The sequence below is a fragment of the Roseivivax sp. CAU 1753 genome (assembly GCF_054482575.1).
The window spans coordinates 14,727-37,199 of record NZ_JBTLRF010000008.1 but is presented as its reverse complement, the minus strand read 5'-3'; the positions used below and the strand labels follow the sequence as shown (position 1 = coordinate 37,199).

The window sequence follows — 22,473 nt, the reverse complement described above, 5'->3', positions numbered from 1 at the left end:
GCCAAAGTATTGTGTTCGTCATTCATTTCGGCGCGTCCAGACGGATGGTTTCCAGATGTTCGGGCACGCGGGCATTGCGCCCCAGCTCATGCGCAACCCGGCGGCGCAACGTGTCCGCGGCCTCTGGCTCGCCGTGGGTTAGATATGTCATCTTCGGCGGCCGCCCGGCATCCATCCAGGTCAGGATTTCGTCTGCATCCGCATGGCCCGAAAATGTCTCGAGTTGTACGACCTCGGCGTCGATCCGATGCTCACGTCCGAAAATGCGCAGTTTTCGCTGCCCGTTTGCCAACGTTGCACCGCGCGTTCCACCGGCCTGAAATCCCGACAAGATGATCGCATTCCTCCGATCTCCGCCGAAACTGATCAAATGGTGCAGGATACGCCCGCCCGTTAGCATCCCGCTCGCCGAAATGATAATCATGGGGCCCTGCCGGGTATTGAGCGCCTTCGACTGCTTGACCGTGTTTACCCGCTTGGCCACGCGGAACATGTTCACGCAGTCTTCCCAACTGACATGGTGCTCGTCGTGGTGCCGGTGGTAGATCTCGGTCGCATCCACAGCCATCGGACTGTTGAGGAAGACCGGGACATACGGAATCTCGTCACGCTTCATCAGGCGGGCGATGTGGTACATCAGTCCTTGCGCCCGCCCGACGGCAAACGACGGGATCAGCACGGTACCGCCGCGCGCGAACACGCGCTTCAGCACCGGCACAAGCTCTGCCTCCGGATAAATATCGGAGTGCTTGCGGTTACCATAGGTGGATTCGCACACCAGCACGTCCGCCCCACCAAACGGCACTGGTCCCGCATCAGTGGGTCCTTGTCATGGCCCAAATCGCCACTGAAGTGCACGGTGGTGCCGTTGAGCGTCAGCCTGATCTGCGCCGCACCTAGTAAATGTCCGGCCGGAATGAACTCTGCGTAGATGCCGTCACCCAGATCGATGCGTTGCTCGAAGTCGACGGTGGCAAGCTGCTCCAGCGCCGCTTTGGCATCGTTTAACGTGTAGAGCGGCTTCGGTTTCTTGTGGTCTGAGTACTTTTTACGGCGCGCGTATTTTGCCTCCTCTTCCTGAAGGTGTCCGCTGTCGGGCAGGATCAGGCCGCACAGCTCCTTCGTGGCCGGGGTACACAGAACCCGGCCACGAAACCCCGCGCGGATCAGCGCCGGAAGGTAACCGGAGTGATCCAGATGCGCGTGGGTCAGAAGGACCGTGTCAATCGTACTTGGACGCGCCGGAAAAGGTTTCCGGTTGCGGCGCCGCAATTGCTTGAAACCCTGGAACAATCCGCAATCCAACAGAATCCTCCGGCGACCCCACTCGACCAGATAGCGCGAGCCGGTCACGGTGCCGGCTGCGCCGAGAAACCGAAGCGTTGGTTGACCGTGAAAGCTCATCGTTACCTCCTTTCGCAGGGAATAGTGCGGCGGATCACTCGTTCCCCATCGCCACCATCTGATGCCCTTCACCCTCGATCGGGAATTCCTTCGTGGCTTTCAGCGTGTCGGCATCGACAATCCATACCTTGGGCTCGTCACGGCTGGAGACGAACACCGTCCCGGTCCCGGGAATCGTCGTCAGGTGATAGGGGGCGGGGGACAGCGCGCGGCTGATAATTTTGCCGGAGTCGAGGTCGATCGATACAAGTCGATCGGTTTCCTTCGCGGCGACAATGAGGTGGGTTTGGTCCTCGGAAAGATCCAATCCGTGAATCTCGCCGCCGATCTCAAAGGTGCGCGATTCCCTGCCGGTTGCGAGCTCTATCTCGACGACCCGCCCGATGTCAGCGTCAGCGACAAACATAGAGCCTTTGTCCGGACTTATGGCCAGATGCTCGGGCGCCTCGCCCGCGATCATGTTTCGGCGAACAATGCCGATCTCGAGATCAACCTCGCTGACCGTACCGTTGCCGGCATTCGACACATAAGCGACGCTCGGATCGGTGCCAAAGCCGACGTAGTTCGGCATTGCGCCCGTGGGGACCCAGGCGGACAGCTCGAAGGTTTCGAGATCCACAACAGAAATGCCGTCGCCATTGGGGTGGGTCGATACAGCGAACCGCCCGTCCGGCGAAATCGCGACGTGATGCACGGCACCGGGGACCTCGATCTTTCGGAGTAGTTTGCCGCTGGCCGCGTCGATGACCGACAACAGGCTCACGCCCGCATCTGCCGGCCCAAGGACCTCTTTCGGTTTGGCGTGATGGGCGACATGTTCGTCTTCGCTGACATCCGAGGGCGTTGCCATGTCGGCGAGAGCTTCGCGGTCAGATTCCATGTAGCTGCCGGCTATCAGATATGGAGAATTTCGGTGGCCGGCGAGCCCATGAACGGCCTGGATGTCGTCTATGCGCCCAAGAACCGCTCCTGATGTGGCATCGACTATCCTGACTGCATCCGCGCTTCCTTCGGGAATAAAGACGCGATCCGTCCCTGCCAGGGTTGTTGTGGCCGAGAAAGCCGTTGCCGCGACGATTATCGTAAATACAGAATTGCATTTCATGGTGTGGAGCCTTTTTCGATTTGGTTTTCGATTGTGGGTTCATCTTCCGATGAACTGTTTGACTCGCCTTGTCGGAACCGCGAACCACCACAGGTTCGGCACCGCGTCAGGGCGGCGACGCGCAGCAATCGGTAAAGTGTAATGGAAGTGCGTTTTTCCCGAAGTTGCGCGTCAGGCGCGCTCGCGAAGCGGCGGAGGGATCTCGACGTCTGTAGAACGCCCAGTCAACGAGATTCCTGAGTCAGGTCGCACGGTGCCAGAAAGCAAATGCCTAACTTTCACGCGAAAGGACGTGCTCTGCAGAACTGGTTGCGAATGGCACAAAAACCCGTCCGGGCAATAGGAATAGTCTGAATCTTCCGACTCCAAGACTTCATCCAATGCGAACGCGGTCTGTGTGGTAACAACCGAAACTGGGTCGAGCCCAATACTTTCCATTTCGAGCTGGTGGGACGCGGAGTTCGCGGTTGTTATTGCAATTGAAAGCAACAGAATTGCCGTACCGACATACCGGGTCAATTTCTTCCAATATACCGATGCATTAGCCACGTTGAACTCCAAGATTGGTGACTTCCCATAGCATTTGTCGCATTTTTCACCATGACGCAGATCAAGATGTGCCAAGTTTTGGGTAAGCGCTGTCACCAATAGATAGGGTATCCAGTAACTGTAAGGTCAAGGCGCGCTGACACGGGATCCCAGTAAAATTTCTGTGAGTTTCGAATTTGGGCAAGGCCATTGCATCGTACCTTTGAAACCACTCAGAGCATTTGGGGCTGCCATGCATGCTAAAACGAAGACTGGGTGCCGTTTTACTGCCTATCCCCCGCCAATTCGCACCCGCAGCGAACGGCCTCGCCCATTCTATCGGTTGGTTCACCGTGCAGCATCCGACACTTTGGGCAAGTTCGAGGCCTTCGCCACAAACGTTCTCGAGGTCCAGTTTCTTCCGGGTACTGTTTCTCAACTGCCATCCGCATTGAGCTTCGACGTTGCTACGGCCGATCTTTCCCGCTGCCGCGTCTTCGAATTCTCTTCAAGCCATCGAAGTCAATTTCACCCTTCTCCGCATCACCGAGGTCCGGCTGAATGCTTGAAACCCGCTGCGGACCGCTGACGTTCCACCGCACTGCGAGCGCGCCGGTATTCCAGCGATACACCCAACCGACAACACTACACTCGTCCGTCCCGATCAAATTCGCAATCGCGACGCCTTCGACCTCATCTTCGTTCACTGTTTACTGACTTCCTGCACTGTGGCGCTGCGAATTGCGGCATGGGGTTGCAGAGCGTTCACTACGACCGCGCGCCGGACTTCGTTGATTTTGGTTAGTTGGGCTTCCTTGAGGGAGCGATACTCACACCGCGAAAAATACGCTTTGCTGTCTTTGAAATATCATTCTGTTCAAATCCTGTGGTCGGACTCCGTGGCGGCTTCGACAATCGACAAAACCTCATCTTTCTCGAACCCGATGATCCGTGCCAAGACGGTGAATTCGACGACATCGATGCGCCGTTCGCCGCTTTCAAGACGCGCAACAAACGACTGGTGCCGCTTGAGTTTGGCGGCCAGTTGTTGTTGGCTGAGTCCCGCTTTAATCCGGGCGTCGACCAACGCCTGGCACAAAGCCTCTTGTCCTTTGCTTCTGATCGTTTTCGCCACGCGTCACATACCTTTTGTGACGTCGCTAGCGGATGAAATCTGTTATCTAAAAAGTAGATATTTGAGGGTGTTATCGGCGTCGGGTTTCCATGGGCTACAAGTCTGATCTTCCCTGGATAGCCCATCAATCCCCTACCAATTGCAAGAATCGTCCATAGTCCTCGCTGACCTCCCGCGCTTCCTCGAACGCACGGGCGCGTTCGTCGTCCAGGCAACGAAAATAGCTTTGGATATCTTGGATGTAGCTCTCGAAATCGGCGCGGATGAGGTCGGTGTAGTCACGGGCCGCTTGCGAATCGCTTGGCAGGAAGGGACGGGGCGGTGGAAGACAGGATTCCGCGGAACTTGCGCCAGGGAGGAGGATGACCATGGCTATGGCTTGCAGAGCAAGCAGGCTCCGCAACCACAGGTTTCTAGAACCTCTTATTTCCTTGATAGACGCCAATGGCCGTGCCTAGAGTTTGAGTAACCGAGATACAGCCGTATCTGTCGCAATATATCTTGCGGTCATTAATATACTATCGTAACTCTGGGCTTCAAGTAGGAATGCCCAGGCGTTGCGTTTTTGGAGAAAGCGTGGGCCGGGCCATGAACTGGGACATCGAAGCACCAAATGTGGTTACGGAAGCGCGTTTCCGCGAACTCGTGGAAAGCGGCTATAGCGCTGAAATCCTGTGCCAGGAATCGGCACACAAGAAGGGCCCGAGCTATTACGGGGTCTGGATCATGCGTGCCGTCTCTGACGAGGGCGTGGAAAAGCTCCTGGTCACCGCCCGCACTCGCACCACGTATAACGATATCAAGATCCGCGAGTTCAAGACGATCACCGGCGTGGTCTCCTTCCTCATTGGCATCGGGTTTTCCAATGCCGATGTGCCACTTGAGGAAGGCCAGCGGACCGCGCATAAGCTCACGGCAACCGACAAAGGCGGTAGCAAGTAGCCTTTTTCTCTTCTGGTTTCTGACCACTCCAGCTTCTGCGCAGATGGTGTTGGTCATGGAGAGCGATGGCTCCCTGACCCCATCTCGCTCCCAAAGCAGTTTTGCCCGCAACTACAATGACGGCATTGGTCAAGGGTCTGCGGCTGATGGGCTGGCGATCCTCGGTGAGACTGACGTTGGGCCAGACGAAATCCAGATGGTAGCCCTCTCGCGGCCTGCTCCCCTACCCCGTGCGGATGTTCTTACTGCCATTGAAGCCACCGCCCTGCGCTATGCTGGCCATCCCGGTCTTCGCCGCGCGGGGCTGTCCGTCACGGAGTGGCTGACCCTTTACCGCGCCAATATCGAGGTAGAGAGCGCATATCGGCAGGATGCAATCTCCAGCGCGGGGGCCATCGGTCTTGGCCAGCTGATGCCCGCCACGGCACGCGATCTCGGCGTCGACCCGCGTGATCCGCAGCAAAACCTCGACGGATCGGCCCGCTACCTCGCGATGATGCTGGAGAGCTTCGGCGATCCGCGCCTCGCCCTTGCTGCCTACAACGCCGGACCCGACGCCGTGCGCCAATATGGCGGCATTCCCCCATACAGAGAAACCCAGAACCACGTGGCCCGCGTGATGGCCGTCGTGACCCGATTGGAAGGATCAAATTCATGAGACAGGTTTCAACGCTCTTCATTGCCAGCTTGGCGCTATTCCTGCTGATTGCCGAACCCGCCCTTGCACAGAGCATCGATCTCTCCCCGATCCAAAGCTTGTTGCAAGGCATTGTCGATGCGCTGACCGGCCCGCTCGGCGTCGTCATCGCGACGCTCGCGGTCCTCGGCGTTTTCTTGAGCTGGTTTTTCAATATCATCGATCTGCGCCAGGCGCTCTGGGTCCTCGTCGGGATCGCCGGTGTTGCCGCCGCCCCCACCATCGTTGCCGCGGTCTTTGCCGGTGGCTGAGCGTTCGCCTCTCTTTCTGGGCCTCGTACGCCCGCCCAAGCTTCTGGGCCTGCCCATCATGTACGCGATGGTCTGGCTCTTCGGTTCGGTGCTCTTTTTCGTCTGGGTCCAGCACATCGCGGTGCTTGGTGTCGCCGCCCTACTCTATCCGGTGCTCTGGAAGGCCGCCGATTGGGATCCGCGCTTTATCGACGTGATGATGACCGCGCTGCAGGAAACGCCGCCCACCCGGAACCGAAGCAGACACGGCGGGGACAGCTATGCGCCCTAATAAAGCCCAGGACGAAACGCTTGATCCCCGCACCCTGACGCCGGACTGGTATGCGCGAGAGACGCGGCTCGCGCATATGCTTCCCTATGTCAGCCTGGTCGATGACCAGACAGTCCGGACGCGGGTGAACGAGCTTTTCCAGTGCATCCGGCTCGACGGGGTCAACAGCTATACGACGGATGACGCTTATCTCGACAAGGTGACGGCGCTCTTTGCCCGGATCATCGCGCAGCTGGGACCGGAGTTCAGCTATTATGTCCACAAGGTTTCCAAGGCGATTGCGCCAGGACTGGAGCCGGTGCGCGAGGACAGCTTCGCAGGCGAGGTCGACCGGCTCTGGCACAAGAAGCTTGAGACGAGTGGGCTCAGGGACAAGACGCTTACCCTCACGGTGATCCACCGCCCTCCCCCGAAGAGTTTCCTGCCGTTCCTCAGCCGCAGCGCGCCGGATCGCTTCAAGGAAGAAACCCAGAAACGCCTGCGCCGCCTGGGCGAGGCCGTGAATGTCTTCCTCTCGGGCCTGACGGAGCTGAACCCGCATGTCCTTTCCGCGAAGAGCGGCGAGCTCATCGGCTTTCTCGGGGCGCTCAACACGGGGCGCGAGCTGCCGCTCTATCCCGCCAATACATACGGCTTCCTGTCCTTCAACGTCGCTAACACCCGCGTGATCTTCCTCGACGATCACTTCGAACTTTCCGAAGGCGTCGTGGGGCATCGCTACGGCAAGAGCTTCACCATCGGGGAATACTCCGAGGCCACCTCCTGCACCATGTTCGACATGCTGAACCTGCCGGTCGACATGATCGTCACGCATTCCTTCACCCCGATCAATTCGAGCCTCATGGCGGGCCGGATCAAACGACAGAAGCGCCAGATGCAGGCCTCGCAGGATGCGGCCCTCTCGCTGATGGAAGCGCTCGATATCGCGGCCGATGATCTCGAGGCCAAGCGTCAGAGCTTTGGCGAACACCACATGGTCGTGACGATCTACTGCGACACGCTGGACGAGCTGCAGACCCTGAGCGCCGAGATCGTCAACGCCGCCGCGGCCGAAGGCGTAAAGATGATTGGCGAGCGGGTGGCGGCCAAGGCCCATTACCTCAGCCAGCATCCCGGCAACCAGCCCAAGCGCGTGCGCGCCAGCGCCATCACCAATCGCAATTTCGCGGATTTTGCCGCCTTCCACCGGACGCAGCTTGGCAAACCCGCCAGCAAACTGCCCTGGGGCAAAGTCATCACCCTGTTTCCCACGCCGGAGCAAAGCGCCTATCGGTTTTCCTATCACGAGCAGGGCAGCCCCGACAAAGAACCCACCAGCGGGCACACCTTGATCATGGGCAGGCCGGGCTCTGGCAAGTCAGTTCTCTCCGCCTTTCTCATGACGCAGGCCCGTCGAGCGGGGGCACGGATCTTCGTCTTCGACTACCGTCTCGGTATGGAGATGGCGGTCCGAGCCAATGGCGGGCGCTATGCGTCCTTGAAAGCCGGGCAAGCCACCGGGCTCAATCCGCTCTGGACCGAAACCGATGCACGCGGCACCGCTTGGCTCTCGGACTGGCTCGCAACCCTGCTCTACCGCGCTGACAAGCCCCTGACGCCCGCACAGACCAACCGCATCCAGGAAGTCGTCCGCCAGAACGCACAGGCCTCCAATCCGGCCCTGCGGAACTGGCGGGATTTCGCATCGCTTTTTGTGTCCACCGATGATGGCGGCGATCTGCACCAGCGCCTGCTCGAGTGGACCGAAGACGGCCGCTATGGCTGGATCTTCGGGCAGAGCCTCGAGGACACCTTCTCGCTCAAAGGCGATGTGGTGGGCTTCGATCTGACCGGTATTCTCGACAGCGAGGCCGACAAGGAGCGGATGGCGGTCCTCTCCTATCTTTTCCGCCGGGTCGAACGCGAGATCGAGGATCGCCGCCCCACCATCATCGTGATCGACGAGGCCTGGAAGGCCCTCGATAACGCGTATTTCGCCGAGCGGCTGTCGAACTGGCTGGTGACCGCGCGCAAGCAGAACACCGTCGCGGTGATGATGACGCAATACGCGAGCCAGCTCGAGCGCACCCGGACCGGCAAGACCATCATCGAGGCGGTGCCGACGCAGATCCTGCTCCCCAATATCCGCGCCAATGCGTCCGATTACGCCATGCTGAACCTCACGGCGAAGGAGCTCGACGTCCTTCTCAACACGGGCAGCAACAGCCGTTTGGCGCTGATCCGCGATGACCAAGGCTCCATCGTCGTCGATGCCGATCTGAGCGCCCTTGGGCCCAATCTCACCATCCTCGGCGGCATGGAGAAAGGCGAAGCGCTTGTTGGCGCAGATTACCGCGACCGCCCAGACTTCTGGAGGCTTTCATGATCCGTATTCTTATCGCTTTGGCTGCGCTCGGCGCGCTGGCCTCCTGCACCCAGTATCGGGAGCCGCAGGCCAATTGCTTTTCCTTTCTCGCCTCGACGGCAGCGACAGCCCAGGATTGCCACTTCGCACCGCTCGGCACCCCGGATCGCGACATTGAAGTCTAGCCTGCCTCATATCCTGGCCCTTTGCCTGCTGCCTGGCGCCGCCTTATCCCAAGGTGTGCCGACCAATGACAGTGGGCTGACCGCGCGTGATATCGTCGAAACAGGCGATCGCGAGGCCGACTTGGCCCTGCAGGCCGATAAGCTCGCCGTACGCGAGCTCATTGCCGAGATCGAACGCGAGCAACTGGAAACCCTGCAACGCATCCTCGATGCCCAGACCAGCTTTGGCGGCCAGGGCTTACCAGCCATGGTCTCGGGGCTGGAGAGCGGCAGCGGCGATCCGGACCGTTCCGTGGAAGCCGTCTATGGCACGGGCGAGATCGATCCCAATCCCGGCGGTGCGCAGATGTTCGGGGATGCCGCCGAGAACATCGAGCAGCTCATCATCCGCGTGGCCCAGGAGACCAGCGGCTTTGCAGGTGTTGGCCGCGCAGGGCTCTCGCCCGTCCAGTGGCGCGCGTTGCTGCAAGCGCTGATCTGGCAGGAAAGCCGGTTTACGATTGGGGCACGGTCTCCCGTCGGCGCCTATGGTCTCACCCAGATCATGCCGGGCACCGCCAGCGATCTCGGCATCAACCCGGAATACTATGACAGCCCCTATCTGCAGGTGCATGGCGGCGCGCGTTATCTCGCGACCCAGCTCAACACATTCGATGGCAACATCATCAACGCCCTCGCGGCCTATAACGCCGGACCCGGCCGGGTTTTCGAGTATGGCGGCGTGCCACCCTTCCGCGAGACCCAGCACTACGTCCAGGTCATCCCGGAGCGCTACAATCTCTATCTGAGCCGTATCGGCGGGATCGATGCGCTTGGCACGATCGACCCGGCGCTTCTCGCCAATGCCAACCTCTCGCTCACGGGTCATGGGGCGGCCTTTTATGGCAGCAACTCACCCGCCGCGATCCGCCAAGCCGCCCTGCGCATTTCCGACATCGTCACGCGGATTTCCGAAACCGAGGATGTGCAGGAGAGCGTCGCGCTCAACACCTATGCCCGCGCCGAACTGGTGCGCCTCGTGGCTGCCCGCATCCGGCTTCAGGCCGCCCGCACCCGCGTCCTCTCTGCCGAAGAATTGGCCTGGGCCAGCGCTCGCATGGCCGAAGGCGTGTTTATGGATTTTACGATCAGGGAGATTGAATGATGGGACATCTGCTCTTGAGGACAGTTTTGGCCACGACACTTGGGGTTGGCTTGCATCTCGGCGCCCTACCCCCTGCCGCAGCACAAGGCGTGCCCGTCGTCGACACCCAGAACATCGCTCAAAACATCCAGCAGCTCCGGCAGATGATCGAAGACGAGATCCTGCAAAACGAGCAGCTGACGCAGCTCCGCGAACAGCTTGCCACACTCACGGATCAACTCGCGGAGTTGCAGCGCACCTACGAGGCGCTGACCCGCCTTGCCGAGCTTCCAGATATCATCAGGACGGAAATGGAAGACGAGCTGAACGGTCTGCTCGACCAAGAGTTCGGGGACATCCTCGCCACGATTGAGGCGATCAAGACTGGGGATTTCTCGGGCCTCTCGGGCTCCGGCGCAGGCGAAATCGAAACCCAGATGGATCGGGTGCTGGCCGATCTCGGATTTGACGATGACACCCTCTCGGAAATGGCCACGAGCGGCAATCCCGGGGCCAACCGCGTGGCGACGCAGGCCACCACCGGTGCCCTTGTCTCAGCGGCGGCCCAGAACAGCTATGAGGATGCCGGCCAATCGCTCGAGCGGGTCGACCGCCTTGTCGGACTCATCGACGACATGGACGAACTCAAGGAAAGCATCGATCTCAACACGCGCGTGACCGCGGAGCTCGCCATTGCGCTGGTCGCCATGTGGCAACTCGAAGCCATCCAGACCGTGGGCGATGGCACCGGCGGCGTGATCGATGCCGCCACCATCGCCGAAGAACAGCGCTTCATGGACTTCACCCTGCCGGACCTCCGGGCAGACTAAGGCATTTCGAAATTGATCCCCAAAAACAAATATCGGTTTTCGCGTTCGAGCGCAGCGAGAGGCAGCGAAGAACCGATTCAACTCATTTCGAAACGCCGAGCGGGGGCATGACTGGTGGCGACTGAACAAGAAATCATCGAGGAAGAACTGGTCTATGGTGCCCTGCGCCGCGAACGGCTCTGGCAACGCCTTGGCCTGATGGGCCTTGTCTTCGGTATCATCGGCTGTCTGAGTGCCGCGGCTGTCTCGATCCTCGATGTCGACCCGCCCCCCGTCGTTGTCCCCTATGATCCCGCCACCGGCTTTGCACTCCCCGAAGCCTCGGTGGGCGCCTCCTCGGTGACCGCCAACCAGGCGATCATCGAGGCGGAGGTGTTCCGCTACGTGGCCGACCGGGAGGTCTATAACCAGATCGACAACGATCTGCGCATCCGCAGCGTCCTGCGCCGCTCGGACGGAGCTGCCGAGAGCGGACTGCGCCAGATCTGGAACAGCGCCAACGAGAATTACCCGCCGACGGTCTATGGCCCCAATGCTCGGCTCGACGTGGAAATCCTCAGCATCAACCGGATCGGAACCAACCGCGCCACCGTGCGCTTGCGCAAGCGGCTGACCTCCATCAACGGCACCCAGACCGGCCTCTTCACTGCGACGCTTCTCTTCGAGTTCCGCCCGGAGACCCGCCGCTCCATCGATGAGGTCTGGACGAACCCCTTCGGCTTCACCGTTCTCGAATATTCCATCCGCTCCGACAGATTGGAGAATTGACGTTGTTGTTTATGAGATCGCTTGTTTTTGTCATTGCCCTGTTGCCCGGCCTCGCCTTCGCGGAAGCCATCCCGCGCGGCGGTCCCAATGACAACCGCGTGCGGCTGGCCACCTACCAGGAAGGTCAGGTCTACCGCCTCAGCGTGTCGCTCACCCATGTGACCACGGTCGAGTTCGGGGAAGGCGAGAGCATCCGCTCGATCATCGCAGGGGACACAGAGGGCTTCGAGATCGACGGCGTGCCCGGTGGTCAGGCATTTGCAATCAAGCCCGTCGCGCGCGGGGTGCATACCAATGTGACGGTCTACACGAACAGGCGCAGCTACTATTTCAACGTCCAGGAGGTCCGCAGCCCGACCTTCTACGTGGTGCAGTTCCGCTATCCTGATGACGATGCGCGCCCGACCCGGGCCATCGCCGCCCAAGCACCAAACTACAATTACGGTGCCAGCGCGCGGACCGAGTTCACGCCAACCCGCATCTGGGATGACGGGACGTTCACGTATTTCGCGTTTCCGCGGAACGCACCTGTGCCAGCGATCTTCCGCTACGCGGGCGGCCGCGAGCGCACGGTCAACACGCAAACCCCTGAAGACGGCGTGATCCGCGTCAGCGGCGTAAACCGCCAATGGGTCCTGCGACTTGGCGAAGAGGTGGTCTGCATCGAAGCGATCCCGCCCGCGGAGGCCACCTCATGAGCGATACCGGGAACACCGAGCTGGAAAAACGCCTCGCCGCCCTTGAGAAAGGCAGTGCCCGCGCGCCCATAGCGGCGCAGCGCCGGTCGCCCTTTCTCGCGCTGATCGTGGTCCTCGTCATCGGCGCAGGTGGTGCCCTGCTCTATCTCCTCTCACAGCCCGACGAAGAGGAAGCCTTGCCGACGGCCACCCCGGACGTCTTCCAAAACGAGGGGGACGGCTTTGGCGCCATCGAGACCTTGCCCCCGCCCGAGCCCGAGGTTGTATTCGTCGGACCAGACCCCGTCGAGCCCAACGCGGAGCTTCTGGCGCAGATCACCGCGCTGCAGGCTCAGATCGAGGAATTGCGCAACACCCCCGAACCGGTCGTCGAGGAAGACACCGCCGCCGCAGAGGCGATCGACGCGCTGACCGCTCAGATCGCTGCGCTACAAGCCGCCTCGGAAGCCGCACAGCAACGATTCCAGGACGAACTGACAGCGCGGGATCGCAGCCTTGAGCAATTACGCATGGATCTGGAACTGGCCCAACTCGAGGCCAGCCGACCCCAACCCGCGCCAGTGGGCCCCACGGAAGATGAGCTGCGCGCACGCGAGCAAGAGCGACTGCGCCGCGAGGAAGAAGCCCGGCGCATGGCCGAGCTGGAGCGCCGCGCCGCGGAGGAACGCGCCTTCCTGGAGCGGCGCATCGCCTCGCCCACCATCGCGTTTGGCGGCACGTCCGGAGCGAATGAAACGGCTCTGACCGAACGCACCTTCGGCGAGGTGACGGATTTCGTGCTGAACGGGGCGCTGCCCTCGACGGTGACGCAGGCCGAGGTGATCGCCAATCCCTCCAACACGATTCTACAGGGCACCATGATCCAGGCAGTCATGGAAACTGCCCTCGACAGCTCTCTGCCCGGCCAGACCCGTGCCGTGGTTTCCGAGGATGTCTACAGCGTCGATGGCACGCGGCTCCTGATCCCCCGCGGATCCCGTCTCATCGGGCGCTACCGCGCCGGCGTCGATATCGCGCAGCGCCGCGTCACCATCGCCTGGGACCGGATCATCCTGCCCGCGGGCCAGACCGTCCAGATCAGCTCTTTCGGGGGCGATGAACTGGGTCGCTCCGGCGTAACTGGTTTCGTGGACACGCGTTTTGCCGAGCGTTTCGGGTCGGCCGCCCTGATCTCGCTGATTTCCGCGGCACCAAGTGCCGCCGCCTCCGAGGTCCAGGATGAGACTGCCGCCGACGTTCTCGAAGACGTTGGCGATGATCTGGCAGATGCCACGGACAGCGTCATTGGCGATTACCTCTCCATCGGACCCGTCATCTATGTCGACCAGGGGGCCCGCGTGACAGTGATGGTCGACCGCGATCTGGAGATATTCTGAGCCCATGTCGCTGAGCTATCTCGAAACCTCGCTCGACCGGATCGACGCCGCCGCTCGCGACGATGTCATCGAGATCTGCATCAACCCTGATGGCACCTGCTGGGGCGAATTCCAGGGCGATCACTTCATGCGCCCGCTGGACCAGAGGCTGACGGGCGTTCAGGTCAGGGACCTCGGCAACCAGATCGCCTCCTCGGCCAATACCACGATGAGCAAGGACCGCCCCATCGTTTCAGTATCGATCGCCTATAAGGGTCGCCCGATCCGCGCACAGGTCATCACCCCGCCCGCCGTGCTCTCGGCCATGTCGATCAGCCTGCGGTTCTTCTCAAGCCTGCCACTCGAAGGCATTGCGCTCGATTTTCTCTATGGCAAAGAACGCAAGCTCGAAGACCTGCGCGTGGAAAAGAAGCGCGCCTTGCGCGCCGTGGTGGCCGCGGGTTTGATCGATGATGCGCTCGCCTTCTGCGTCGCGAACAAACTCAACATGATCGTCTCGGGCGGCACCTCCACCGGCAAGACCGTCGCCGCGCGCAAGATCCTCTCTCACGTACCGGCCGAGGAACGCATCGTCACCATCGAGGAAGCGGCCGAGCTTCTGCCGACCCAGCCTAATGCCGTGACCCTCATCGCCAATCGCGACGCAGAGTTCCAGACCGCCGATGTGCTTCTCACCGCCACGCTGCGCATGCGCCCCGACCGGATCATCCTGGGCGAGGTGCGCGGCAAGGAGGCCATGACCTTTCTGGAAGCCATCAACACCGGACACGGCGGGTCCATGACCACGCTGCATGCCGAAACTCCGCAATTGGCCGTGCAGCGGCTTGCGATCGCCGCGCTCAAGACCGAGATCCCGATGACCTATGCCGACATGATCCAGTACATCGAGAACTCCATCGATGTGATCATCCAGGCCGGCCGCCATGACGGCAAACGCGGCATCACCGAATTCTACCTGCCCGGCGCAACTGAGATTGGAATTTCCCCATGAAGACCTTTGAATACGATATCCTGTCCTTTCCCATGACTCGTAAGACCAGCCTTGCCGACATGCAGGCCAGCCTGAATGCCAAAGGTGCGAAAGGGTGGGAGGTGGTGTCGATCAGCACTTCGGAATTCGCCAATATCGGGCACACCGTTTTCCTGAAGCGTGAGACCACACCCGCTGGAGTCACGACATGAGGCGGGCGCGTTGCCTCGCCTTGGCCGCGCTGGCCCTAAGCTTGACGCCGACCCTCGCCGTTGCCGAGCGCAACCTAGTGCCAACCCTCGATCGCAGCTTTGACGTCTGTCCGGATCGGCCCGCCGAGCCCGTCTGGATGCAGGAGATCCCCCTGCGCCAAGCCTATCAGCGGGTTCTGGTTCAGGACATCTATCGCGCCCTGAATCTCGAGCGGGTCGTCGAGATCGGCAACTGCGACTGCGCGACCCGGTTCCCCTCTTGGGACGCGGCCGAGGCAGTGTTTCGGGAGAGCTACGCGAACAACGAACGATGGGAACTGCTGCAAGTCTCGGACGCCTACAACCGCCGCGCCAACGCCGCCCGCCCGGAAGCCCAGGCCATCTGCGACGCCGCGGGCAATTGGTAAGGCAGCCCCACGATGAGCGTCGTCACCTATTTCGTTGAAACCTCCCAGGCCTATCTCGACACCGCCGCTGAGACCCAGTTTGGTGCGGTTGCGGCAACGGTCGGCACGCTCCTGGTTTTGGGGACAACGCTGGTGGTGCTGCTCGTCTGCATCAACATGATCTATCAATACCGGGCCATGGATGGGCACACGGCCTTCTGGCTCGCGGTCAAGATCGGGCTCATCGGGATATTCGCGACCAATTGGATGCAGTTCAACGCGTTCTCGTCTGCCATTCTCTATGGGATCGACAGTATCGCGGGCGCGCTTGTAGCTTCCGTCGGCGGCGGCAGCCCGGGCCCTTCAGGCACATTTGCGGAGGAATTCGACCGGCTGATCGCGGAATTGGGCGACTATCTGAACGCTGCCGGGTCCGAGCTGAACTGGATGGCCGGCGCCATGCTCGACATCGTAGGTGTGCTTCTGCTCTCGATCCTCGGCGGACTGGCCGCCTTCATCCTTGTGGCCTCCCGACTGATGATCGCGCTCCTGATCGGGATCGCTCCGGTGATGATCTTCTTGACCCTTTTTGAGGTGACCAAGGATTATTTCGCGCGCTGGTTGTCCGCGCTTATCTCCTTCGCGATCTACCCTATCGTGATCGCAGGGGTCTTCGCGACCATTACCGGGGTGGCCTCAGCTCTCATCGGCGAGCTTGGCGACCCCGAAGGCGCCTCCAACATTGGTGCCCTCCTCCCCTTCTTCATGATGGTGCTCATGGCGAAGGGCTTCATTATCGCCACGCCCTTCATCGTTCGTGCGATCTCCGGCAACATAATGATGCCGGCGCTCTCCGGGGGTCTCGGCGGCGGCTATAGCTTCGCCCGCGCCGCCATGGGCAGCCAGCAGGCCTACAACCGCTACCTGATCGGAGGGGCAAGCAGCGCAGAATACGCGGCTCTCAGGGCTCGGCAGTTGTTCGGGGTACAACAGATGCCAGTAAGGCAAGGCATGGGGCAGACGGGTTCCGCAGGCGGCACAGGGTCCGCCGACTCGGGGTCAAAAATGCTGGCGCAGCTGGCAAGACTGGGACGGCTTGGGCGACGGTGACGGCCCAGAGCGGTTGTTGACGATGTCCTCAAGCGCTGCGGTGCAACTTCACCGGAGCGGCCATTTGCCTAGTCTAGCCAATTCAAAAAAGCCGGTGTTTCCATTAGCTACACTCTATGTGCTGGCCGATACCTTTCAAGACGTCACCGAAATTATCATCCCCGGAGTCATCAGCACAATCAGTCCGCGCTCAGAACCAGTCATTTCGAGATACGCCTGTACCTGTGTTCGGTAGTGTTCGCGCATTTCAGTATCCGGCGCCGCGTCGCTCTTCCAGTCCACCACGACGGCAGGACGGCCCTCGGGCGTGAGCGTCAAGGCATCTACGACGCCGACCGTCACCATCTCAGCCCCATCGCTCGCCTGCGCGGCATAGACAGGAAACTCCGCCAAGAGACCTGGTCGCAAGGCCGCGATTTCGGGCAGCGCAAAGGTCCGGACGACAGCTCCCGTCAGTTCCTGGGTCGACAACCCCTTGGCCGGATCGGCAACAGGGGATTTACCGAGTGCGTGAATGAGTTGAGCAGCCCTTTTGGCGATGGCGGCCTCAGTCTCATCTATTTCACCAGTCAGAACCTCTTCCATGAGCTTGTGAAGGATGAGGCCACGCTCGCGTCCCCCTTGGACCGGAGGCTCAGCTTCCATCTTTGTCGCCAGATCGCCAGCAGTGCCTTTCCAGAGCTTAGCCTCTTCCTCACGCAGCACCTTCCCGGTTGCGCTTTCGTCCCGGCTGGGCGCAAGCCACGTAAGTCGTGTTTGTATTCCAGCGATGGCTTCGGCTTCGGCTGCGAATACAGCGGGGGTCTGGATATTACCAACTTCACCACCCGTTTTAGGCACCTCAGCAGGCAAATTGGAGACGTCCAGTTCAGGGAGCTCGGAAAGCGACAGATCGACGATACCGGCCCAGGCGGACCTGGAGGGCTTCGTGTCGAGCCGGGGCAGGACAAGCATTTCACGGGCGCGAGTGGCAGCGACATACCAGAGCCGGACGCGCTCGCGGTCCAGTTCGTCCTTTTCGGCCTGGTGCACCGCTTCATATCCGGCGGGATGAACGCCCATAACAGAGCAATAGAACGTCTCTGTCTCCCGGTCGATGACTGCGCTGTCCGGCGCCTTTGCTGCCGTCATTGTATTGACCGGAATTACAATCGGCCATTCGAGGCCTTTGGCAGAATGCATTGTGACGAGTGAGATGGCTTCCTCTTGGGCATCGGGCCGTCCCTCGACGGCCCGCGCCTCGTCAGTCCATGCCGCTGTCATCGCTTCGGCGAATGCTCGCAGACCGCGCACTGCATAAGGAGTCGACAGGCTGAGAAAAAGATCCACGTTTGCAAGTGCGCGTTCGGCTTGGCCCCGGTGACGGTTGAGGAGAACCGGACGGACCCTCAATACGTCGACAGCCTGCGAAAGCAGTTCATGCGGTGTCGTCGTGTTTCCACGCCGGTAGAGTGACTTCAGTTTCTCGAAGACCTCGCTCAAAAGTGGATGATTGATGAAGGCGGGGTCAATGCCGAGGTGGAGGCGCGGAATTCGATCAGGGTTTTCTTCGGAGCGGGGTAGTCCCCAAACTACATCAAGGAGCTCTTCTTCAGTCAGTCCGATCAGAGGCCCACGTAGCAGTGCTCCGAGTGCCAGCGTGTCGCGGCGATCGGCGAGGACTCGAGTTAGTGCGATCAGATCCTGGATTTCTTGCCGTCGGAAAAGGCCTTTTCCGGCCTGGGTCGCCACCGGGATGCCGCGGCGCTCCAACGCTTCTTCATAGCGCCAGAGCTCTGTGCCTGTCGGTGCCAGCAGGGCAATGTCTCCCGGCTGGCAGGGGCGCTCTGCCCCACTGCGGCGGTCGACAATGGGTTTATCTCCGATTAGGCGCGCGCACAAATCGGCGATCGCATCTGCCTCGGCATCACGCTGCTCCTCTGCGCTTGCCTTACCGTTTTCGTCGGCCACAGCGATGTCAATGGCAGCCACACACAGGTCGCCATTGCGATTTTCATGAAACGGATCAAGGGCGGTGAATCCGGGTTGTCCATTGGACGAGAGAACAGCCTCGAAACGCTCGTTCACGAAGGTAAGAATTGAAGCAGAGGACCTGAAGTTAGTGGCGATGGACAAGAGGCTGTCTGGGTTCTGGACATGAAAGGCATTACGAGCCTGCAAGTAAGCGCCGACGTCGGCGCCACGGAATCGGTAGATCGCTTGCTTGGGATCGCCCACCAGGAATAGCGCTCCAGGACGGATCTCGGTTTGGGTCCAGTCCTTGTTGGCGTCGACCGGATCGCCGCATAGCCGCCAGAAGATCTCGGTTTGCAGGGGATCAGTGTCTTGGAACTCATCAACAAGGATATGCGCGAAGCGCTTCCCGAGAGCGCGGCGGACGTCGTCATGGTCGCGCAGAAGATCGCGCGCAGAGAAGATCAGATCATCAAAGTCGAGCTGGGCGCTCACTCGTTTATGATCGCGATAGCGATGCAGAATAGGACGCACCTCATCGATCAGCCTCGACAGAACCTGACTGGATGTCGCCTGAACGGCTGAAGTCCAAGCATCGCAGCAGGCAACGTAAAGAGCGTCAGCTGCGTCGTTGAGCCGATCACCATCAGCTTTGGACATGCCAGCTTGCTTTGCCGCGGCAGCCCATTTTCCCTTCTTACGGTACGCGAGAAAGGACCCGGCTCTGGTGGATAGATCCGGGTGTGGACGCGAGGTCAGGATGTGGATTAGGCCGGCAGGAGTCTCGGGATCAGGCCCGGCCGCAAGCGCGGCAGCCATCTCTACCAGCCGCTCTGCGATCACCACCGTTTCGGGCTCCGTCACCTGCTCCCTCCGTAGGAAAGCCGCGAAATCCGCGGTCACCGTCTGGAACGCGGCCAGATGACCATCCAGCGGAGTGACTGACGGCGACGCGAGAGTGCGGCGACGCCGCTGGTTTTCGGCTATTTTCTGGACGAGCCCGACGGCTTCGCGTGGGCTGTGCAAAACCATTTCGGCCAGCACACCGTCCTGATCACCGGACAGGTGTTCACGCAGCCAGCTGTCAACGATCTCGAAAAAGATCAGATCGGCCTGATTGCGATCCATCACGGTGGCGCCGGGATCGATGTCAGCCTCGGCCGGATAGGGCTTGATTAGGCGCTGACAGAAGCCATGGATGGTCGAGCAGGTGATTTCGTCGATCGCGGCGCTTGCGAAGGCAAGATTCTCGTGCTGCACCTTTGACAGCCCGTTGGGCAGCGCTGCTTGCAGTTCGACCGGGATCTTGCCGTCTGAGAGGTCAGTGACAAACTCACGGACACGAGAAAGCAGCTCGCTTGCGGCAAGTTCAGTAAAGGTCACGGCAGCGATCGAGCGTGGTGGAATCCCTTCAGCCAGCATGGCGGCAATGCGTCCAGCCATGATGGCAGTCTTGCCCGAGCCCGCGCCAGCCTCGACAAGGATTGACCTGTCATGGAGGACAATAGCTTGGCGACGGGCCTCATCGTCCTTCAGAATCTTGGGCATATTGGTCATAATTCTGCCTCCCAAATCCGAGCTGCTTCGCCCAGCCGTTCCGTTGCTGCGGTTAGCTTGCGTTTGCTGTAGGTGGCACCAGCGTTAGCCGGCAGAGCGAAGGCAAGGTCATCAAACGCCCCCCCTGTGTCGGGGCCTGGAAGCGCTGCGCCACTTGCAAGGCTTGCCCTTGCCGCTCGAAGAGAGCCCGTGATCTCAGTGAGCGCGGCTTCCGGGTCGCTGAGTTGGAGGTCGATCGGCTCGCGAGGGTAGAGAAGCGAAGCGCCGATCTCGACATCTTCGCCCAGAAGCGCCCTGACCGCGAACGCATAGAGGCAGCGCTGAAGCTCGCGCCCCCCATCCAACCCTTTGTCATCTCGTGGCGTACGACCGGTCTTATAGTCGCGGACAAGCGCGCGCTTGCCATCGCCTGAAAGATCCAGTCGATCGATGTAGCCGGCGATCTTGAACCCTGTATCGGGAATTGTGACGGGCGCGCTTGGATCCCATGGCAACGCCACTTCGGACTTCGGCTCAGAGCCACCGAAGGGAACTTCGCCGAAAGAGCGAGCATCCGGAAGAAAATCGTCGCCGTATGTCAGAGCGCTGGCGGCGAGCAAGCATGCGTCATCCAGAGTTCGTCCCCAGATGATTGGCGGCGGCACAGCGCGATCGCTTTCCCAATGCCCTGCGACTGCTTGTGTCGCCAGATCCACAGCAGATTGAATCGTTCCCGCGTCGGCAGATGCAAGCCCCCCCGCGGCCTCCAGGTCGCGCAGTGCGCGATCGAGGATCATGTGAACCAGGTCGCCCACGCCGAGGGCATCGAGCACCAGTGGCTCGGTGCTGCTTTGAGGTTCTCGCCATCCGAAAGCGTAGACCCATACGAAACCAAGCGGGTTGCGCAGCAGGCGTCGAAGCGAACTAGCCGACTGAGTGCGGTCTAGGATCGCCTGAATGAGGGGATGATCCGCTCGAATGAGTCCGTCGTGCGCTGTGAGTTCCGGGCTGTGCCAGTCGCGCCAGCATGCTCGAGCGCTGACAGTTTGCGGGTCGGACGCGAACTCCTGCGGCCGAGCCATTAAACGGTCGGTTTCACTGAAGGAATGCTCCGGCACTGAGTTGCGGCGGAGGTAGATTTCCTCGCCGTGCCCATCGAGCAGCGGGCTGCGACCCAGCAGTCGTCCGTCGCTGTCGCGTCGGGCGCGCGAAAGGCAGACCTCGCCGTCGGTTGTCGTGAGAATCGTCTCGAAATCCCGCCGGTCGGCAAGGTTCACGGAAAGTGGATCAAGCACATCGGTAGGGATGATGTGCTCAGGGATCAGTCGATCTTCCTCGATACCACGCGGCCAGCGCGAGGAGTTCAGCCCAAGCAAACGAACGAAGCGGCGAGGCGACGCCGCGAGCGCGCTTGCTGGCATCCAGGCCACGGAGACGCAGGCTTCCAGTCCATCATCCTGCTTCAAGGTCTCGATCGTTGCATCAATCGTTGCAGCCGATCCCGCAAGCAGCGACTTGCGCCAGATCGCGAGCGCTCGCCCCTTGAGAAAGGCCTCGCCGATCTGCTCCGCAGCATCGGACCCTTTCATAAGTAACTCGACCGCGACGCGGAGTTCCGGTGCGTGATCCGTGTCATCAGACCATTGTTCCGGCATCATCTTCTTCAATAGACGATCCCAGGCAACTGGCGTTGAGAGGGGCGCATCTGTTGGCAGGATGCTCAGCCAGCCTTTGGGCAAGGCTTCGAGGAGACCGGAGTCCTGGCAAAGGGTGGCAAGGCGCCGGAGACGTGACTGCGAAAGTCCGCGCACGACAATGTCGGCAAGTGCCGCAGCCGCCTGACCGTCACGCGTTGTGATCGCCCTGACGCCGTGGACGAAGTGCAGGTCGATATTGGAGTCCGCGCGCAGGGCCATAAAGTGGTCGTCATAATTAGCGGGCGAAGCGGTGGCGATGGCGATCTCCGATGGCAAGACGCCTGAAGCGAGAAGCGACCGCACCCAACGCATGGCCTCGACCGTTTCATGGTAGGCTGTCGCTGCACTCACGGCACTGATGCCTGGCACATCCGCAGGCGCCCGCGAGATGTTGACGCCAGTAGCCTCCAACCACGCAGGAACGCTCCGCGGTCCTGCCGTCCATTGCACTGGCACGTGTGCCGCCAGCGCACCAAGCAGCGGCCGCCAACAGGGCGACAGTTCGGTGAGACCGACGATCTCAATTGGGCCGAGGACGGCGGGCGAATGCTTGATGCGGTCGGTCGCGGCCGCGACAATGTCGACAGGGCGCATCATTCCGGGCGGAAGCTCACGGAGGACGGCTTCTTCAAGGCTTGCAATGGCGTCAATGCGCAGATGTTCAGCCGCACGCGCCGCGGGTTCGATGCCGGCGCGCCAGGCCTTATGGAGCGTGTCGGCAGCGGCGTCGATCATGCCCGGGAGGTCCTTTATGCTCTCCAGCTCGCCCAAAGTGGTCACCGGCAAAGCAGCCTGGACGGCGGCTCGAAGACTTTCTTCATCGATGTGCTGAATGAAGCCGCCCGCTAGCCGGACGGCTAATTGCTCAAAAGACATAACCTGAAGACCGTGGCGGCTCGCGCGGGCCGCTGCAAGGTGGGCTTGCCTCATGGCGTGACGGCCGTGGACAACC

23 protein-coding genes are annotated in these 22,473 nt (G+C 60.9%); 15 read left to right on the top strand and 8 right to left on the bottom strand.

Translation table 11 applies throughout. The annotated features are described in order from the left end of the window. Positions 1 to 22: 22 nt before the first annotated feature. The 6 genes from ACXYMN_RS15595 to ACXYMN_RS15570 form a co-directional block, all read right to left on the bottom strand. Entirely contained in the window at positions 23 to 784 is a 762-nt protein-coding gene (locus ACXYMN_RS15595; RefSeq protein ID WP_459014650.1) for an MBL fold metallo-hydrolase RNA specificity domain-containing protein, read from the bottom strand. Further along, positions 706 to 1,404 carry an MBL fold metallo-hydrolase gene (locus tag ACXYMN_RS15590; RefSeq protein ID WP_459014649.1) on the bottom strand — a complete coding sequence of 233 codons (699 nt, stop codon included), beginning with the start codon at positions 1,402 to 1,404 and terminating at the stop codon, positions 706 to 708. Before ACXYMN_RS15590 ends, ACXYMN_RS15595 begins: the two co-directional genes overlap by 79 nt. Before the next feature lie 34 nt (positions 1,405 to 1,438). After that, the gene (locus ACXYMN_RS15585) at positions 1,439 to 2,509 is read right to left on the bottom strand and encodes a YncE family protein (RefSeq protein WP_459014648.1); all 1,071 of its coding nucleotides are present in this window, start codon (positions 2,507 to 2,509) and stop codon (positions 1,439 to 1,441) included. 995 nt (positions 2,510 to 3,504) lie between these two features. After that, a complete protein-coding gene (locus ACXYMN_RS15580) occupies positions 3,505 to 3,744 on the bottom strand; it encodes a hypothetical protein (RefSeq protein WP_459014647.1) in 240 nt (79 codons plus the stop codon). Between the two features lie 170 nt (positions 3,745 to 3,914). Next, complete coding sequence (locus tag ACXYMN_RS15575; protein WP_459014646.1) at positions 3,915 to 4,172, bottom strand: helix-turn-helix domain-containing protein; 258 nt, start codon at positions 4,170 to 4,172, stop codon at positions 3,915 to 3,917. Positions 4,173 to 4,296: 124 nt separating this feature from the next. Further along, positions 4,297 to 4,542, bottom strand: a complete 246-nt coding sequence (locus ACXYMN_RS15570; protein ID WP_459014645.1) for a hypothetical protein — start codon at positions 4,540 to 4,542, stop codon at positions 4,297 to 4,299. Positions 4,543 to 4,760: 218 nt separating this feature from the next. Between ACXYMN_RS15570 and ACXYMN_RS15565 the strand changes: the two genes are divergently transcribed. The 15 genes from ACXYMN_RS15565 to ACXYMN_RS15495 all read left to right on the top strand — a co-directional run bounded on the left by ACXYMN_RS15565 (position 4,761) and on the right by ACXYMN_RS15495 (position 16,335). Then, positions 4,761 to 5,114, top strand: a complete 354-nt coding sequence (locus ACXYMN_RS15565; protein ID WP_459014644.1) for a hypothetical protein — start codon at positions 4,761 to 4,763, stop codon at positions 5,112 to 5,114. A 43-nt stretch (positions 5,115 to 5,157) separates the two neighbouring features. Then, on the top strand, positions 5,158 to 5,772 hold the full coding sequence (locus ACXYMN_RS15560; protein ID WP_459014643.1) for a lytic transglycosylase domain-containing protein: 615 nt from the start codon (positions 5,158 to 5,160) through the stop codon (positions 5,770 to 5,772). After that, entirely contained in the window at positions 5,769 to 6,062 is a 294-nt protein-coding gene (locus ACXYMN_RS15555) for a TrbC/VirB2 family protein (protein WP_459014642.1), read from the top strand. The genes ACXYMN_RS15560 and ACXYMN_RS15555 overlap by 4 nt, the downstream gene beginning before the upstream one ends. After that, positions 6,055 to 6,333, top strand: coding sequence for a VirB3 family type IV secretion system protein (locus tag ACXYMN_RS15550; RefSeq protein ID WP_459014641.1), 279 nt, complete (start codon positions 6,055 to 6,057; stop codon positions 6,331 to 6,333). The genes ACXYMN_RS15555 and ACXYMN_RS15550 overlap by 8 nt, the downstream gene beginning before the upstream one ends. Continuing rightward, positions 6,323 to 8,698: a VirB4 family type IV secretion/conjugal transfer ATPase gene (locus tag ACXYMN_RS15545; protein WP_459014640.1), complete on the top strand. Its 2,376-nt coding sequence runs from the start codon at positions 6,323 to 6,325 to the stop codon at positions 8,696 to 8,698. The genes ACXYMN_RS15550 and ACXYMN_RS15545 overlap by 11 nt, the downstream gene beginning before the upstream one ends. After that, positions 8,695 to 8,862, top strand: coding sequence for a hypothetical protein (locus tag ACXYMN_RS15540; protein ID WP_459014639.1), 168 nt, complete (start codon positions 8,695 to 8,697; stop codon positions 8,860 to 8,862). Before ACXYMN_RS15545 ends, ACXYMN_RS15540 begins: the two co-directional genes overlap by 4 nt. Next, positions 8,852 to 10,006 carry a lytic transglycosylase domain-containing protein gene (locus ACXYMN_RS15535; protein WP_459014638.1) on the top strand — a complete coding sequence of 385 codons (1,155 nt, stop codon included), beginning with the start codon at positions 8,852 to 8,854 and terminating at the stop codon, positions 10,004 to 10,006. Before ACXYMN_RS15540 ends, ACXYMN_RS15535 begins: the two co-directional genes overlap by 11 nt. Next, positions 10,006 to 10,815 carry a type IV secretion system protein gene (locus tag ACXYMN_RS15530; protein ID WP_459014694.1) on the top strand — a complete coding sequence of 270 codons (810 nt, stop codon included), beginning with the start codon at positions 10,006 to 10,008 and terminating at the stop codon, positions 10,813 to 10,815. Before ACXYMN_RS15535 ends, ACXYMN_RS15530 begins: the two co-directional genes overlap by 1 nt. A gap of 114 nt (positions 10,816 to 10,929) precedes the next feature. Continuing rightward, a complete protein-coding gene (locus ACXYMN_RS15525; protein WP_459014637.1) occupies positions 10,930 to 11,583 on the top strand; it encodes a VirB8 family type IV secretion system protein in 654 nt (217 codons plus the stop codon). Positions 11,584 to 11,594: 11 nt separating this feature from the next. Continuing rightward, positions 11,595 to 12,281 (top strand): TrbG/VirB9 family P-type conjugative transfer protein, encoded by a 687-nt coding sequence (locus ACXYMN_RS15520; RefSeq protein WP_459014636.1) that lies wholly within the window; start codon positions 11,595 to 11,597, stop codon positions 12,279 to 12,281. After that, complete coding sequence (locus ACXYMN_RS15515; protein WP_459014635.1) at positions 12,278 to 13,657, top strand: TraB/TrbI/VirB10 family type IV secretion system protein; 1,380 nt, start codon at positions 12,278 to 12,280, stop codon at positions 13,655 to 13,657. Before ACXYMN_RS15520 ends, ACXYMN_RS15515 begins: the two co-directional genes overlap by 4 nt. A gap of 4 nt (positions 13,658 to 13,661) precedes the next feature. Continuing rightward, the gene (locus ACXYMN_RS15510) at positions 13,662 to 14,648 is read left to right on the top strand and encodes an ATPase, T2SS/T4P/T4SS family (protein WP_459014634.1); all 987 of its coding nucleotides are present in this window, start codon (positions 13,662 to 13,664) and stop codon (positions 14,646 to 14,648) included. Beyond that, on the top strand, positions 14,645 to 14,839 hold the full coding sequence (locus ACXYMN_RS15505) for a DUF4177 domain-containing protein (RefSeq protein ID WP_459014633.1): 195 nt from the start codon (positions 14,645 to 14,647) through the stop codon (positions 14,837 to 14,839). The genes ACXYMN_RS15510 and ACXYMN_RS15505 overlap by 4 nt, the downstream gene beginning before the upstream one ends. Next, positions 14,836 to 15,246, top strand: coding sequence for a hypothetical protein (locus tag ACXYMN_RS15500; protein ID WP_459014632.1), 411 nt, complete (start codon positions 14,836 to 14,838; stop codon positions 15,244 to 15,246). The genes ACXYMN_RS15505 and ACXYMN_RS15500 overlap by 4 nt, the downstream gene beginning before the upstream one ends. 12 nt (positions 15,247 to 15,258) lie before the next feature. Further along, positions 15,259 to 16,335 (top strand): TrbL/VirB6 family protein, encoded by a 1,077-nt coding sequence (locus ACXYMN_RS15495; protein ID WP_459014631.1) that lies wholly within the window; start codon positions 15,259 to 15,261, stop codon positions 16,333 to 16,335. Between the two features lie 135 nt (positions 16,336 to 16,470). Here ACXYMN_RS15495 and ACXYMN_RS15490 read toward each other — a convergent pair whose 3' ends face one another. Both ACXYMN_RS15490 and ACXYMN_RS15485 read right to left on the bottom strand, forming a co-directional pair. Next, positions 16,471 to 19,845 (bottom strand): UvrD-helicase domain-containing protein, encoded by a 3,375-nt coding sequence (locus ACXYMN_RS15490; RefSeq protein ID WP_459014630.1) that lies wholly within the window; start codon positions 19,843 to 19,845, stop codon positions 16,471 to 16,473. Next, a complete protein-coding gene (locus tag ACXYMN_RS15485) occupies positions 19,842 to 22,397 on the bottom strand; it encodes a PD-(D/E)XK nuclease family protein (protein WP_459014629.1) in 2,556 nt (851 codons plus the stop codon). Before ACXYMN_RS15485 ends, ACXYMN_RS15490 begins: the two co-directional genes overlap by 4 nt. Positions 22,398 to 22,473: the final 76 nt, after the last annotated feature.

Bases quoted from the DNA above. Each gene is read 5' to 3' on its own strand.
- ACXYMN_RS15590 (WP_459014649.1), bottom strand. From the start codon at position 1,404: ATGAGCTTTCACGGTCAACCAACGCTTCGGTTTCTCGGCGCAGCCGGC.
- ACXYMN_RS15585 (WP_459014648.1), bottom strand. From the start codon at position 2,509: ATGAAATGCAATTCTGTATTTACGATAATCGTCGCGGCAACGGCTTTC.
- ACXYMN_RS15570 (WP_459014645.1), bottom strand. From the start codon at position 4,542: ATGGTCATCCTCCTCCCTGGCGCAAGTTCCGCGGAATCCTGTCTTCCA.
- ACXYMN_RS15565 (WP_459014644.1), top strand. From the start codon at position 4,761: ATGAACTGGGACATCGAAGCACCAAATGTGGTTACGGAAGCGCGTTTC.
- ACXYMN_RS15560 (WP_459014643.1), top strand. From the start codon at position 5,158: ATGGTGTTGGTCATGGAGAGCGATGGCTCCCTGACCCCATCTCGCTCC.
- ACXYMN_RS15555 (WP_459014642.1), top strand. From the start codon at position 5,769: ATGAGACAGGTTTCAACGCTCTTCATTGCCAGCTTGGCGCTATTCCTG.
- ACXYMN_RS15545 (WP_459014640.1), top strand. From the start codon at position 6,323: ATGCGCCCTAATAAAGCCCAGGACGAAACGCTTGATCCCCGCACCCTG.
- ACXYMN_RS15540 (WP_459014639.1), top strand. From the start codon at position 8,695: ATGATCCGTATTCTTATCGCTTTGGCTGCGCTCGGCGCGCTGGCCTCC.
- ACXYMN_RS15530 (WP_459014694.1), top strand. From the start codon at position 10,006: ATGGGACATCTGCTCTTGAGGACAGTTTTGGCCACGACACTTGGGGTT.
- ACXYMN_RS15520 (WP_459014636.1), top strand. From the start codon at position 11,595: ATGAGATCGCTTGTTTTTGTCATTGCCCTGTTGCCCGGCCTCGCCTTC.
- ACXYMN_RS15515 (WP_459014635.1), top strand. From the start codon at position 12,278: ATGAGCGATACCGGGAACACCGAGCTGGAAAAACGCCTCGCCGCCCTT.
- ACXYMN_RS15510 (WP_459014634.1), top strand. From the start codon at position 13,662: ATGTCGCTGAGCTATCTCGAAACCTCGCTCGACCGGATCGACGCCGCC.
- ACXYMN_RS15505 (WP_459014633.1), top strand. From the start codon at position 14,645: ATGAAGACCTTTGAATACGATATCCTGTCCTTTCCCATGACTCGTAAG.
- ACXYMN_RS15500 (WP_459014632.1), top strand. From the start codon at position 14,836: ATGAGGCGGGCGCGTTGCCTCGCCTTGGCCGCGCTGGCCCTAAGCTTG.
- ACXYMN_RS15495 (WP_459014631.1), top strand. From the start codon at position 15,259: ATGAGCGTCGTCACCTATTTCGTTGAAACCTCCCAGGCCTATCTCGAC.
- ACXYMN_RS15490 (WP_459014630.1), bottom strand. From the start codon at position 19,845: ATGACCAATATGCCCAAGATTCTGAAGGACGATGAGGCCCGTCGCCAA.
- ACXYMN_RS15485 (WP_459014629.1), bottom strand. From the start codon at position 22,397: ATGTCTTTTGAGCAATTAGCCGTCCGGCTAGCGGGCGGCTTCATTCAG.